Genomic DNA, 14,022 nt, shown 5'->3' with positions numbered 1-14,022 from the left:
TGGTACGGGACATAAACCACTGCTTGCCTTTCATGGCTATGGTATGACGGGTAAACAGTTTCACGTGCTCGAAAAATCAATATTGCCCAAATACCACGTTTACGGTTTTGATCACTTTTTTCATGGCCATAGCCAGCTGGATGGCTGGACAGATGAACAGATACGAGCCGGCATGCCTAAGGAGATGGTGCGTAATTACATGCAGGAATGGTTTAAAATGTACGGCGAACAGCGATTCTCGGTTATGGGATACTCTATTGGTGCCAACCTTGCCCTGATACTGCTTGAAGAATACGCCCACCTTGTTGATGATGTAATATTGATGGCGCCCGATGGATTATCAGTATACAAAGGCTTTCATTTTTTACTGCATAATCCGCTGGGTAAATTTCTTTTCCGTGGGGTAACTAAAAGTAAATGGCTGGCTCCTTTTGTGCTCAAGAGTGCAAAAAAGGCAGGCATGATAGATGATAGCCTGTATCAGATTGCCTATAATGAAATTGATACCGAGCAAAAGCGGCTGGATACTTATTATACGCTAAATTTGATCCGATTATTAAAGCCAGACGTTGAAAAAATTGCTGCGCAAATAAATCAGTATAAAATTAATTGCCTGTTGATATTTGGGAAAGATGATAAACTGTTTCCCAAATCGGCAGCTATGCCATTTATTAAAATGCTTGATAATGCCGAGGTACATGAGCTGGCTCTTGGGCATTGGCTGGTTATTAAAGCGCTCGACGAATATTTAGTACAATAAAAAACTATGCTGCCTTCACGCCAGAATGATACCTTGAGTAAAATGTTCTACCGCTTTATGCGCTGGTGGATGAGGCGTAATTTTAAAGAAATCAATATACAGCCATTTGAGCCCATGCCTGGGCATTCCATTTTGCTGCTCACCAATCACTTTAGTTGGTGGGATGGCTTTTTTGCCAACTACGCGGCTTTTAATAATCTAAAACGAAGGCTTTTTATCATGATGCAGCATGATCACTTTGTAAATCACTGGTATTTTAAGTACCTGGGCGCTTTCTCCATGAAAAAAGAATCGCGGGAGATGCTGGAATCACTTAGCTACTCGGCCAATTTATTGAACAATCCCGAAAACCTGGTTGCCATATTTCCGCAGGGCGAGCTTTGCTCTAACCATATTACCCACATTCACATTGAAAAAGGTATTGAGCGGCTCATTAAACAAATTAAAGGCCCCTGCCAAATAGTTTATCAATGTACGCTGATTGATTATTTTGAAAGTTTAAAGCCGCGTGCTTATATGCACCACTTTGATTGCGGCGTGGCCGGTGAGGTTCCTTTTGAGGAGTTGAAACAACGCGTCAATGATTTTCATCAGCAGGCATTAAAAAATCAGGTTAACATAGAGCACTGATTGAATTTGTTTTTCAATCAGTATCTTGCAGCCAATGATCAGCCCCAAAAAAAACAGGTTAGTACATTGGTTTTTCCATCGCTATTTGCTGTGGATAGTAGGGCGTAACTTTCATGAAGTGAGGTTAGCGCAGACTTCTGCAATTGCCAATAACAAGGCTATTTTACTCCTGGCCAATCACTTTAGCTGGTGGGACGGTTTTTTGATGTACTACGTTAACCATAAACTGCTACATAAAAAATTTCATATCATGATTCTGGAAGAAACCATACGGCAGGTTTCATTTTTTAAATATATGGGTGCGTTTTCAGTCAACAAAAACTCCCGCGATATGATAGCCTCACTGAACTATGCCGCCGGATTATTAAACGATCCAAAAAATATGGTACTCATTTTTCCGCAGGGTAAACTTTACTCTAATTTTGTTGATCAGGTTACCTTTCAAAAGGGACTTATGAAAATTATTACCCGGGCGCAGCAAAACTTCGATTTATTGTTTGCGGCAACATTTGTGGAGAATTTTAAATATAAAAAGCCTACTGCCAACGTTTATTTAAAAACCATTACTGGTAATTTAGCTTATAAAAGTATGGATGAGCTAACAGCAGCTTATCAGCAACATTATAACTCAACAAAACAACTACAAACCGAAATAGTATTATAAAAAGTGATCATTGCCCTATCAATAACCCTTTTTTTTATCATCCTCCGTTTTTCGGTTACACTGTTTAATTTTATATCCAATCCCAAATTGCACCGGGTTGGTAAACATTATACCGATAAGGTGTCGGTGTTAATACCGGCCCGTAATGAAGCAGGTAATATTTTAACCTTGCTCCAATCTATCCACGATCAGGATTACGAAAACTACGAAGTGATCGTGCTTGATGATGAATCGGGTGATGATACTTTTGATGTTTGTTCGGCATTCGCCGTTAAGCATCCTCATTTCCGTGTAATAAAAGGAGATAAACTCCCGGATGGATGGATAGGTAAAAACTATGCCTGTCATCAATTAGCACTACAGGCCAGCGGAAAATATTTACTTTTTCTGGATGCTGATGAAGAGGTGAAACAGGGGTTGATCAACAGTGCTGTACACCGGATGCATTTGCACCAGCTGGGTTTACTAAGCTTATTCACTAACCAGCAAATGGAAACAACCGGCGAGCGGACAGTGGTACCGCTGATGCACTTTATATTGCTTAACCTGTTGCCTTTGCGGTTAATATATCTGGTTAAAAACGCATCGGTTGCCGCAGCAAGCGGTCAGTTCATGATGTTTGATGCAGCTACGTACCATAAAAATCAATGGCACAAGGCAGTAAAGCATAAGGTAGTTGAGGATGTGGAAATTATGAGACTGGTAAAAGCAGAGGCTTATAATGGTGAAGCACTATTGGCCAATGGCATGATCAGTTGCCGTATGTATAGAAGCCATAATGAGGCTATAGCCGGCTTTAGTAAAAACTTTTTAGCGGCATTTAATTATAGTATTATTGGCTTTCTGGTTTACATCGTGCTTATTATAGGTGGCCCCATGATCGTGATCATGACGCTGAACCTTCCGCTGCTGTTTTTTATGCTGGGTTTAATTGTACTCACCCGCATCATGATCTCGTTGCTATCAGATCAAAGTGCTGTGAATAATATCCTCTTGCATCCTTTGCAAATGCTAAATATGCTGCTTATTGCTTTTACATCCATACAAAAATATTTAACTAAAACAACGGTATGGAAAGGACGTAAAATTTGAAAGCGTTGTTTAATTACGCTGTAACACCTAAGGATAGGATAGCTGTAATCATCATTATACTGTTTCACGTGGTTGGCTTTATTGGTTTTATTATACCACCTTTTGATGCTGTTTTTTTAAATATAGTGCCCTGGCATTTACTGTTGATGGCAGCAGTGATTTTGTACAGCCATAAACAGGATATCGATAAGCTGGCGGTGTTTGCCCTGCTCATATTTTTTATTGGTTTCATGGCCGAATATATTGGGGTACATACTGGTTGGTTATTTGGCAACTATGCTTATGGCGAAACATTAGGTATAAAGTTGTTTAATATTCCATTAATGATAGGTATAAACTGGTTTTTGCTTATTTACGCGACAGGGGTAAGTATGCGACGCAGTCGTATGAAAAATATGTTGGCAAGAATAGTAATCGGTGCATTGGTGCTGGTATTGCTTGATATACTCATTGAACCCATCGCCATTCATTTTGATTATTGGCATTGGACTGGAGGTAGTATCCCAGTTAAAAATTACGTCTGTTGGTTTCTGCTGAGTGCATTGCTGCTTTTTATTTTTGAACAATTTAAATTTAAGCGGCAAAGCATTGTAGCCATAGTACTGTTGGTTATGCAGTTTGTGTTTTTTATGGGACTGGGTATATTTAATTAAGTTTGGCTGGTATTTGTCAAAATTCACTTATGATTAGCATCAGCCATTATTTTTGCTGTAAATTTGTAACGCAATGGGAGAGTATCAGTTAAAAGTTACTATTGATCAGGATTCGGGCTTTTGCTTTGGCGTAGTATACGCCATTGACATGGCCGAAGAAATACTGGCCGAAGACGGTTATTTATATTGCCTGGGCGATATAGTTCATAATGATGAAGAGGTAGAGCGGTTAAAAGCCCTCGGCCTACGTATTATTGAACATGCCGAATTGCAAAATCTGCATAACGAGAAAGTTTTGATCCGCGCTCATGGTGAGGCTCCCGATACTTATCGTATAGCGTTAGAAAACAATATTACACTGATAGATGCATCTTGCCCCGTGGTGTTAAAACTGCAGAACAGGATAAAGACCTCTTATGATTCTGACGAAAAGATACTGATTTTCGGTAAGCATGGCCATGCAGAGGTGATCGGTTTGCAAGGACAAACAAATGGTGATGCCCTGGTTTTTCAGGATATAGCTGAATTGGATAATGTTGAGCTGCCGCAAAACATCACGCTGTATACACAGACCACCAAAAGCATGGAGAAGTTTTATGGCATTAAAGATGAACTCATTTCCCGTGGTTATAACCTGAAAGCGAATGATACCATTTGTCGTCAGGTATCTAACCGCGATAAGGATCTGCCTAAATTTGTAAGCCGTTTTAATAAGATTGTGTTTGTATCTGGCCGTAAATCATCAAACGGGAAGGTGTTATTTGAGGTTTGCCGTAAGCATAATCCCGATACTTATTTCATATCATCATCAAGCGAACTGGATAAAAGCATGTTTTCGGCAAATGATACCATAGGTATAGCCGGAGCTACATCAACACCTATGTGGCTGATGCAGGAAGTAAAAGCCGAGCTCGAAAAATTTTAACAGCACGCTTTTTGCTGTTATATCAAATACATGCAAAAAAGCCAATCAAATACAGGTTTATGGATTGCCCTGCTGGTTATTGGCTGCTGGGCAACATCTATTATACTCCTCATGCAATGGCATTTTAGCTTTGCCAATCCCCTGGTTTACCTGTTTATTCTGGTGCAGATGCATTTGTACACCGGTTTGTTTATAACCGCCCACGATGCCATGCATGGCACGGTATCTTCAAATAGCCGGATAAATAATTTTATCGGGTATTTGTGTGTCTTTTTGTATGCATCGTTCTGGTACCCCAAATTATATACTAAACATCACCAACATCATAACCATGTACATAGCCATGATGATCCTGATTATCACGAAGGTGGTTTTTGGAGTTGGTATGTAAGGTTTATCCGTAATTATTTATCTGTATGGCAAATTGTGGTGATGGCCGTGCTGTTCAATATTTTAAAGCTGTGGATACCGCAGCAAAACCTCATCATGTTTTGGGTAGTGCCATCATTAATAAGCACCTTGCAGCTGTTTTACTTCGGAACATATCAACCTCATAAGGGCGAACATGATAACCCTTATTTTGCCCGGAGCCAACCTAAAAATCATGTATTGGCATTTTTTAGCTGCTATTTTTTCGGTTATCACTATGAACATCATGATTCGCCAGGTACTCCCTGGTGGAGGTTGTGGAAAAGCCCCCCAGCCCCCTAAAGGGGGAGCTGTTTAGTTTATTAGCAATCATTCATTTGTAAATTGTTCCCCAATTAAAAGGTTAGGGGCTTTTATTTTATATTTTTGCATCTGAATATTATGGGTAAAAAAGCAGTTTTATTGGTGAACTTAGGAACACCAGACAGCCCCTCTACGGCGGATGTACGTACTTATTTGAATGAATTTTTAATGGACCCAAGGGTTATTGATATCAACCCAATATCCCGTACCCTTTTAGTAAAAGGTCTTATTACTCCTTTCAGGGCTCCAAAATCAGCTAAATTATATCAGGCAATTTGGGATAAAGAAACCGGATCGCCCCTATTGCATTACAGCCTTTTACAGCAAAAAGCCCTGCAACTGCGTCTGGGCGACGAATACATTGTTGAACTGGCTATGCGTTACCAAAATCCGTCAATTGAATCGGCCCTTAATCGCTTAAAAGCGGCTTTGGTTGATGATATACAGGTGATTGCCTTATTCCCGCAGTATGCATCGGCCAGTACAGGCTCTGTTTATGATAAGGTGATGGAACTGTTGCTGCAATGGCAAACTAAACCCACCATATCATTTGTTAATTCATTCCATGACAATGAGGGCATGATAGCAACCTTTGCCGATAATGCTTTGAAATATAAACCGGAAACGTACGATCATGTATTGTTTAGTTTTCACGGCTTGCCACAAAGGCAACTGATTAAAGCCGATCATACGCAGCAGCATTGCTTAAAAAGCGCTGATTGTTGCCAGACCTTAACTGATGTCAATAAATTTTGCTATTCGGCACAATCACATCATACGGCTCAGCTGATAGCTCAAAAGTTAAATATCCCCAAAGAAAGATATACCATTTGTTTTCAGTCGCGCCTGGGTAATGACCCTTGGGTGCAGCCCTATACCAGCGAAATTGTAGCCAAACTGGCCAAGGAAGGTAAAAAGAGCCTGCTCGTATTTTGCCCGGCGTTTGTTGCCGACTGCCTGGAAACAGTTTATGAGGTTACCACCGAATATGGCGACGAGTTTAAGGCCTTAGGCGGAGAAAAGGTTCAGTTGGTAGAAAGCCTGAATGATTCGCCAATATGGATCGATGCGCTGGAAAAGATGGTTAGAGAAAACCACGTAGCTGCGTAGGGTCTTTTTTAATTTGTCATTGCGAAGAATGAAGCAATCGCGAACTATGCAAATCTGCGATTGCTTCGATTCGCTCGCAATGACAAAAAATATCTTACCCTTTCAATGCCTCAATTTCTTTTAATGTTTTAGGCAGGTATTTCCCTAATAAATGACTTCCGGTTTCGGTGATCAGGAAATTATCCTCAATGCGGATACCGCCAAAATCACGGTAAGTTTCCAGAATATCATAGTTAATAAAGTTGGCATATTTATTTTCAACCTTCCAACGGTCTATCAGCTCAGGAATAATGTATATACCGGGTTCAACGGTTAATATATAGCCCGCTTCCAGCTCACGGCCTAAACGCAGAGATTTTAAACCGAATACGGTTTCTTTTTTCAGTGTATCGGTATAACCAACGTATTGTTCACCTAAGTCTTCCATGTCATGGGTATCCATACCCAGCATGTGGCCCAATCCGCATTGAAAAAACATGGTATGCGCACCTGCGGCAACGGCTTCGGCGGCATCGCCTTTCATCAGGTTAACCTGGGTTAAACCCTCAACCAGTTTTTGGCAGGCTGCCAGGTGTATATCTTTATAGCGAACTCCCGGTTTTAGCATGCTGATGGCATGGTCCATTGAAGTAAGCACTACTTCATATAATTCTTTTTGCTTGTTGGTAAAACTGCGCCCAACCGGAAAGGTACGGGTAAGATCGCCGCCATAGTGCATATCATTTTCGGCACCAATGTCGCTTAGTACCATGTTGCCATCTTGCAGGGTATTGCCGTAATAATGGGTGTGCAAGGTTTGGCCATGAGTAGTTATGATAGCACCGTAACCCAGTCTTCCGTTAGCAGCTAAAGCAATTTCATTGGCTTTGGCTACCAGCTCAAATTCTTTAATGCCGGGACGGGTATTTTTGATAACCGCCAGCTGCATGTCCACACTAATATCTACCGCTTTTTCCATTTCCTGAATTTCGAGCGGTGTTTTAATAATACGCTGCGCGATAACTGACTTGATCAGTTTCAGGGAAACATGATCCTGAACATCCTGCAGACTTACATTGAACCAAGTTGACAGCTTGATACGGTTTTCAGGACGATACGGAGGTAAAATATGAACTTTTCTGCCTGCGATGAGTGTCTTATGCACATGATGGATGATCTGGGCGTAGGGTTGGGTTTGAGTAACTCCAACCAGCGTTGCCATTTCCTGAACGGTGGGCAGGGTGCCTGTCCAGATAATATCATCGATACTTAATTCGTTGCCAAAAATAAATTCTTCGCCGGTATCGGTATCAATAATGGCTGCAAGGTTTTGCACATCAAGTCCGAAATAATACAGAAAGCTGCTATCCTGCCTGAAAGGGTAGCAATTGTCTTTATAATTCATGCTACTGTCTTCATTGCCCATCAATAGAATAAGCCCGTCAGAGCCTATGTTTTGTTTTAATACCTGCCTGCGGTCGATGTAAACCTGTTTATCAAAAAGTTGAAGTTTCATAGTTGTATTTTTAAAAATAGCGCCGTATTACCCTATCCAGTCGCTCACGATTTTTGCCGAAAGTAAACAAAGGGGGATGCCTCCGCCAGGGTGCGTGCTACCGCCACAAAAATAGAGGTTTTTAATTTGGGATGCCTTGTTGGCGTGCCTTAAAAATGCAGCAAATTGGCTGTTTGAACTGGTGCCATAAAGTGAACCCTGGTATGATGATGTTTTACTTTCAATACCGCGCGGATCAAGTATACTTTCGCAAACAATTAACTGGCTAATGTCTTCGCCGAGCAAGCGGTTTAACTTTTTGATGATGTTTTGGCGGGCTATAGTTATCAGGCTGTCCCAGTTTTGTCCGGTGTTGGCAGGCACATTGATCATGGTAAACCAGTTTTCGCAATCTTCGGGCGCGTCATCGGCTTTGTATTTTGAACTGATGTTGAGGTAGATGGTTGGATCATCATAAATATCCTGTCGCTTCCAGATATGATCAAATTCGGCCTTATAATCAGCACTGAAAAAAATGTTATGCAGGTTAAGCTGATGAAATTGCTTTTTAATACCCCAGTAAAATATCAGGGCCGAACTGCTGCGCTCCTGTTGCAGAATTTTTTTAGGGAATAATTGGGAATGATTTTTTAATAGCTTATGATAGCTGAACCACACATCCATATTGGATATAACAACATCTGCTGGAATAAAGTGGTTATTTACTTTGATGCCTTTTGCAATTGTTCGCTCGTTCAAAGCTATCTCATCCACACGTGATTTATAATGAAATTTAACGCCTAAGCTATTTGCCAGTTTTACCAGGCTGGTAATGATGCTATACATACCGCCCTCCGGAAAATAGGCTCCGTAGTGTTGTTCTAAATGTGGTATTACATTCAGCGTAGCCGGGGCAGCGTAAGGGTTTGATCCGTTGTAGGTTGCATATCGGTCATAAAATTGTACCATGCGGGTATCTTTAAAAAAACCTTCGTTGGCTTTGTGCATGCTGCGGAACGCATCTATCTGCGGGAAACGGAATATAGATTTTATGGTATCCCATCTCAGGTAAGTTTTTAAACGATGCAACGATTGCTCTAAAAAAACATGATTAGTAATACTGTAAATATTACTACTGTTGCCCAGATATTTTTTTACAGCATCTATAGGCTCACCGGTTTTTTTGTGAATTTCGGTGGCAAATTTGTCTGTATCTGCGTAAGCATTTAGTTGTGTAGCATCTTCATAAAAATATTTGCAAACTACATCCAGTTTTTGGTATCTGAAGAAATCAGCAGGATTTTTGCCAGCGAGGGTAAACAGCTCATCAACATATTGCGGCATGGTGAACAGACTTGGCCCGGCATCAAACCGGAAACCCTCCTGTTCAAACTCGCTGAGCTTTCCGCCCGGGTAGCTGTTCGCCTCAAAAACCTCAACCTCATATCCTTTTACAGCCAAACGGATAGCTGTAGCAATCCCGGCAATTCCGGCACCAATGATCAACGCTTTTTTTGCAGGCATGCGGTAAAGATAAAACCTAAGCAATAAAAAAGGGCAGAACCACTACCGATTCTACCCCCAGTTAGGTTATTATATCGAATTTGCCTTTTTAGTTAAATCAAACAAGCTTCGCAGCATGTTTTGTAGCAAACTCTACATGATAAACCTAAATATTGTATGCTATGCTTCGTGATGCACACCTTCGCCAATTTCTTCAATGGTTTTGCGGTTAAATGCTTCCAAATCATCTGGCCTACGACTGGTTACCAATCCGTTATCAACCACTACTTCCTGATCAACCCAATCGGCGCCGGCATTTTTAAGGTCGGTTTGCAGCGATGGATATGAGGTAAGTCTGCGACCTTTGATCAGGCCGGTTTCTATCAGTAATTGTGGTCCGTGGCATATGGCGGCAACAGGCTTGCCTTCATCTAAAAATGCTGATGCAAAAGCTATCGCGTCTTTATTCTGGCGTAGTTTATCCGGATTTAATACACCACCTGGTAATACGAGCGCGTCATAATCGTCGGGACTAACCTCGCTAAGCTGTTTATCTACACTAATGGTAATTCCCCAATTAGTTTTATCCCATGCTTTGATAGTGCCACTTTTAGGCGATATCACATGTACAGTTGCACCGGCAAGTTCCAGTGCTTGTTTAGGGCTTGTTAATTCAACTTGCTCAAATCCTTCTTCGGTGAGTATTGCTACCTTTCTGTTACTTAAACTTGCCATAATATTATATATTTTAATTTTAAATTATAAAAATTAAGTATAATAATATTACAGGTGAGCGGACAGATGGTTTTTGATAATTGAAATTAGATGGTAAGTTGTTGATTTACAGGTTAAATAGTTGAACTGTTCCGCAAGGATACTATTTCCCTTCAATATGCTTTAAAGCGAAATTGATAAAATTGCTGGTCAAGCCGTAATCCTCTGTGCCTTTGCGGCGGATAAAAAAGAAATCACGTGTGATCTTTAGGCCCTCAACAGGTACTTCAATCAGGTCGCCATCGGCCAGTTGGCGGATAATGGATGGGCGGGGCATAAAGCCCAGGCACTGATCGGCCAGGATAAAGTTCTTCAAAGCTTCGGTGCCACCCAGCCTGATCTTTACGGACAGATCTGCCGGTTTAATATGCAGAGCAGATAATGATTTTAATACGGCGTTCAATGTGCCCGATCCGCGCTCACGCACGGCAAGCGGCGTTTTTACCAATTGCTTTAAGGTAAGTGATTTACCTGCCAGCGGACTTTTAGCGGAACATACAGGTATCACCTCATCGCTCATAAAAGGTTTGTATGAAACGGTAGTAAGTTTATTGTCAACCTCAATAATACCAATATCAACCTCGTGATTAAGCAGGGCGTTAAGAATGTATTCTGAATTACGATTTACCAATTGCACATCAACATTAGCATATTCGCGTTGAAAACCGGATAATATAGAGGGTAATATATATAAGGCAATAGTAGTACTGGCCCCCAAACGCAAATGTCCAGCCGCTTGCGACAGGTTACTTAAAACCGAAAGGTCATACTCTATCTTCCGTTCAATTTCGGTAGCCTGCTGCAGGTATTCATTCAGTTTATTACCGGCCTCCGTAAGCAGGATGCTATTTCCCTTTCGCTCAAACAGAGGTACTTTATATTGATCTTCCAATGCTTTAACGTGTTTGCTGATAGCCGGTTGAGTTACAAACAGCACCTGTGCAGCCTTACTGAAACTAAGATTGGCAGCAACCTCCATAAAAACACGATGGGCAAAGGATATCATTAGGCTAAGTTAGCTTTTTAACTTTTCAAAAAAACGGCCGTTGAATTTATAGGGAATAAATTTACGGGTCATTTTATGATTGTAATCAACCAGTGGGGTATAAATGGTTTGTTTGGCCGGATCAAAGTAAATGCTTGGGTATGATTTCCAATCGGCTATGGAACTTACATCAAAGTCATAGTGTAACTGGCTGTATACACCAGATGGCGTTTTGATCAGGGGCGGGTTGCTGATCAGTGTACCTTTGTCAATAGTAAATATCCTTAAACCCTGTCCTGCTTTTGCTGGCGAGTAAACAGAATTATAAGGCACTAAATAGTAAGTTTTATTACTGTTGGTAAACGTGTAAATTTTTGAATACCAAAGCGGCAAGCTGCCTTTTTTGCCTACGGTATCCATTTTTAGCAATGCGACAGTTTTACCGTTGGTTTTATATTGCAGCACATTATAAATATCAAAGCCTTTGGTGCCCAATTGCGTATTCCATGAATAGGTGCGAAACTGGCCGTCGGCAGAAGTGGCTATCACCAGCCTCGCTTTTATTAAAGATGTAAAAGGTTGATTAATAGTAGCCGGATATTTGGATGTATAATACTTGAGCTTGAATCCCAGGATCCTGTTTTGTTTCTGCAACGAATCAATGGCTTTCCATTGTTTTTTGTGGGAGCCGTAATAATTTACCTTTTGGAGTATGCGCAGCAGATCGGCTTCAATGGCTTGAGGGCTATCCTGCGCAAACAAGCTGGCCGAAGTTAAACAGCAACAGAAAACAACTATTAGTTTAATGGTTTTCATAGTTACAAATTATAAAGTAAACATCAAGATCAACAACTACAACGGTAACCAGAATTATAAAAGTTAGTTTTTTACTTTTTCAAAATACTGGCCGGTAAATTTATAGATAATATATTTATGAGTTACTTTTCCTTTGTTGGTTACTAAAGGTATTTGAATGGTTTGGGCTTTATTATCAAATGAAATGAAGGGACGCACTTTCCAGTCAACTACGGACCCAAAATCGTAGTTATAGCTTAACTTGTTATGTAATCCGCTTGGTGTCTTTATTATTTTAACCTCATTTAATTTTCCTGCTTTTAAGGTATAAACGCATATTCCTTCTCCTACGTCTCTTGATGACCCTATGCTTTTATAAACTGGGAGATAATAAGTTTGATCATTAACTTTGAAAGTAAACATTTTATAATAATTAGGGCAATTATCACCTTCGGTTTTCGGTGTATCCAATTGGGCAAAAGTTTTTGCTTCGTATTTATATTGAAATACATTTTCAAAATAATGCATGGTTCCGCCTGTCCATGTATCCCATGAATAAATCCTGAACAAATTATCTGTAGATGTACTGATATCGAGCCTCGCTGCTTTTAATGAAGCAAAATCAAGTCTGATGCTGAAAGGATATTTTTCGGCGTACTTTTTTAATTTTTTTGCAAATTGATCATTTGCATTGCCATTATCCTGATTGTTGTAGTCAATCTTTTTAAAAGATTGTAGCAGATCGGTTTCAATAGCCTGTGGTGATTGTGCAAATAAATTTGATGTTGCCAGGCAGTAAATAAATAACAAAATCAGTTTTAGAAGTTTCATTATAAGTTGAGATGTTCGGAAATAAAAATAGGGATAATCAAAAGATTATCCCTATTGGTTTATCTTGTTCAGATTAAAACTTATGCCTCAACCGGTTGTCCAATTAGCTGAGCAGCAGCTAAATATTCGGCAATTTGCACGGCGTTGGTAGCAGCACCTTTACGCAGGTTGTCTGATACTATCCAGCAGTTCAGGGTGTTGTCCTGAGTTTCATCACGGCGGATACGGCCTACAAAAACTTCGTCCTTATCATGCGCGTCAAGTGGCATTGGGTATTGCAGATTTGCAGGGTCATCAACCACTACAATGCCCGGCGATTTAGCTAAAAGCTCACGAACCTCCGCCAAATCAAAATCATTGGCAAACTCTATGTTTACTGACTCTGAGTGACCACCCATTACTGGGATACGCACGGTGGTGGCGGTAACTTTGATGCTATCGTCGCCCATGATCTTTTTGGTTTCCAGAATCATTTTCATTTCTTCCTTGGTGTAACCATTCTCGGTGAAAACGTCTATCTGAGGGATAACGTTCAGGTCGATGGTATAAGGATAAACCTTAGGCCCGTCAATACCTTTACGCTCATTAAATAACTGGTCAACAGCTTTAACACCTGTACCTGTTACTGATTGATAGGTTGATACCACAACCCTTTTAATTTTGTATTTATCGTGTAGTGGTTTTAAGGCCACCACCATTTGTATGGTTGAGCAATTGGGGTTGGCAATGATCTTGTCATTGGCAGTTAATACATTAGCGTTCACTTCGGGCACAACCAGTTTTTTGGTTGGGTCCATACGCCATGCCGATGAATTGTCAATAACGGTTGTACCAGCGGCTGCAAATAAAGGAGCCTGCTGTAATGAAGTGCTTCCGCCGGCCGAGAAAATCGCTACGTCCGGCTTCATCTTAATCGCATCCTCAACAGAAACTACCTTAAATTGCTTACCCTTAAAAGTAATTTCTTTACCAATACTTTTTTCTGAAGCTACGGGAATTAATTCTGTAACGGGGAAGTTGCGTTCTGCAAGAACCTGCAACATTTTGGTGCCTACTAATCCTGTAGCACCTACTACTGCGACTTTCATTTTGTT

The 14,022-nt window shown here is 40.6% G+C and carries 15 protein-coding genes; 8 read left to right on the top strand and 7 right to left on the bottom strand.

Annotated elements, in window-relative coordinates:
• From AAGC65_RS20185 to hemH, 8 genes are all read left to right on the top strand, one after another.
• The coding region (locus AAGC65_RS20185; RefSeq protein WP_343114264.1) for an alpha/beta hydrolase at positions 1 to 760 on the top strand (760 nt) is incomplete at its 5' end.
• Between the two features lie 6 nt (positions 761 to 766).
• A complete protein-coding gene (locus AAGC65_RS20180; RefSeq protein WP_343114263.1) occupies positions 767 to 1,390 on the top strand; it encodes a lysophospholipid acyltransferase family protein in 624 nt (207 codons plus the stop codon).
• A 34-nt stretch (positions 1,391 to 1,424) separates the two neighbouring features.
• Positions 1,425 to 2,054, top strand: coding sequence for a lysophospholipid acyltransferase family protein (locus AAGC65_RS20175; protein ID WP_343114262.1), 630 nt, complete (start codon positions 1,425 to 1,427; stop codon positions 2,052 to 2,054).
• A 3-nt stretch (positions 2,055 to 2,057) separates the two neighbouring features.
• On the top strand, positions 2,058 to 3,146 hold the full coding sequence (locus AAGC65_RS20170; protein ID WP_343114261.1) for a glycosyltransferase: 1,089 nt from the start codon (positions 2,058 to 2,060) through the stop codon (positions 3,144 to 3,146).
• 5 nt (positions 3,147 to 3,151) lie between these two features.
• Complete coding sequence (locus AAGC65_RS20165) at positions 3,152 to 3,799, top strand: carotenoid biosynthesis protein (protein ID WP_343114260.1); 648 nt, start codon at positions 3,152 to 3,154, stop codon at positions 3,797 to 3,799.
• Between the two features lie 73 nt (positions 3,800 to 3,872).
• Positions 3,873 to 4,724 carry a 4-hydroxy-3-methylbut-2-enyl diphosphate reductase gene (locus AAGC65_RS20160; RefSeq protein ID WP_343114259.1) on the top strand — a complete coding sequence of 284 codons (852 nt, stop codon included), beginning with the start codon at positions 3,873 to 3,875 and terminating at the stop codon, positions 4,722 to 4,724.
• 30 nt (positions 4,725 to 4,754) lie between these two features.
• A complete protein-coding gene (locus tag AAGC65_RS20155; RefSeq protein ID WP_343114258.1) occupies positions 4,755 to 5,435 on the top strand; it encodes a fatty acid desaturase in 681 nt (226 codons plus the stop codon).
• A gap of 99 nt (positions 5,436 to 5,534) precedes the next feature.
• The gene (hemH, locus tag AAGC65_RS20150; RefSeq protein WP_343114257.1) at positions 5,535 to 6,566 is read left to right on the top strand and encodes a ferrochelatase; all 1,032 of its coding nucleotides are present in this window, start codon (positions 5,535 to 5,537) and stop codon (positions 6,564 to 6,566) included.
• A gap of 94 nt (positions 6,567 to 6,660) precedes the next feature.
• Here hemH and AAGC65_RS20145 read toward each other — a convergent pair whose 3' ends face one another.
• From AAGC65_RS20145 to AAGC65_RS20115, 7 genes are all read right to left on the bottom strand, one after another.
• A complete protein-coding gene (locus AAGC65_RS20145; protein WP_343114256.1) occupies positions 6,661 to 8,061 on the bottom strand; it encodes an aminopeptidase P family protein in 1,401 nt (466 codons plus the stop codon).
• A gap of 27 nt (positions 8,062 to 8,088) precedes the next feature.
• Positions 8,089 to 9,564, bottom strand: coding sequence for a 1-hydroxycarotenoid 3,4-desaturase CrtD (gene crtD, locus AAGC65_RS20140; RefSeq protein WP_343114255.1), 1,476 nt, complete (start codon positions 9,562 to 9,564; stop codon positions 8,089 to 8,091).
• A gap of 159 nt (positions 9,565 to 9,723) precedes the next feature.
• Positions 9,724 to 10,278 (bottom strand): type 1 glutamine amidotransferase domain-containing protein, encoded by a 555-nt coding sequence (locus tag AAGC65_RS20135; protein WP_343114254.1) that lies wholly within the window; start codon positions 10,276 to 10,278, stop codon positions 9,724 to 9,726.
• A 142-nt stretch (positions 10,279 to 10,420) separates the two neighbouring features.
• Positions 10,421 to 11,323, bottom strand: a complete 903-nt coding sequence (locus tag AAGC65_RS20130; protein WP_343114253.1) for a LysR family transcriptional regulator — start codon at positions 11,321 to 11,323, stop codon at positions 10,421 to 10,423.
• Positions 11,324 to 11,332: 9 nt separating this feature from the next.
• On the bottom strand, positions 11,333 to 12,118 hold the full coding sequence (locus AAGC65_RS20125; RefSeq protein WP_343114252.1) for a hypothetical protein: 786 nt from the start codon (positions 12,116 to 12,118) through the stop codon (positions 11,333 to 11,335).
• A gap of 63 nt (positions 12,119 to 12,181) precedes the next feature.
• Positions 12,182 to 12,928: a hypothetical protein gene (locus AAGC65_RS20120; RefSeq protein ID WP_343114251.1), complete on the bottom strand. Its 747-nt coding sequence runs from the start codon at positions 12,926 to 12,928 to the stop codon at positions 12,182 to 12,184.
• Between the two features lie 80 nt (positions 12,929 to 13,008).
• Positions 13,009 to 14,016, bottom strand: coding sequence for an aspartate-semialdehyde dehydrogenase (locus tag AAGC65_RS20115; protein ID WP_343114265.1), 1,008 nt, complete (start codon positions 14,014 to 14,016; stop codon positions 13,009 to 13,011).
• Between the last annotated feature and the right edge of the window lie 6 nt (positions 14,017 to 14,022).

Origin of the sequence: Mucilaginibacter sp. (assembly GCF_039207105.1) — a bacterium.
Lineage (GTDB): Bacteria > Bacteroidota > Bacteroidia > Sphingobacteriales > Sphingobacteriaceae > Mucilaginibacter.
This window is presented reverse-complemented; position numbering and strand designations above follow the sequence as displayed.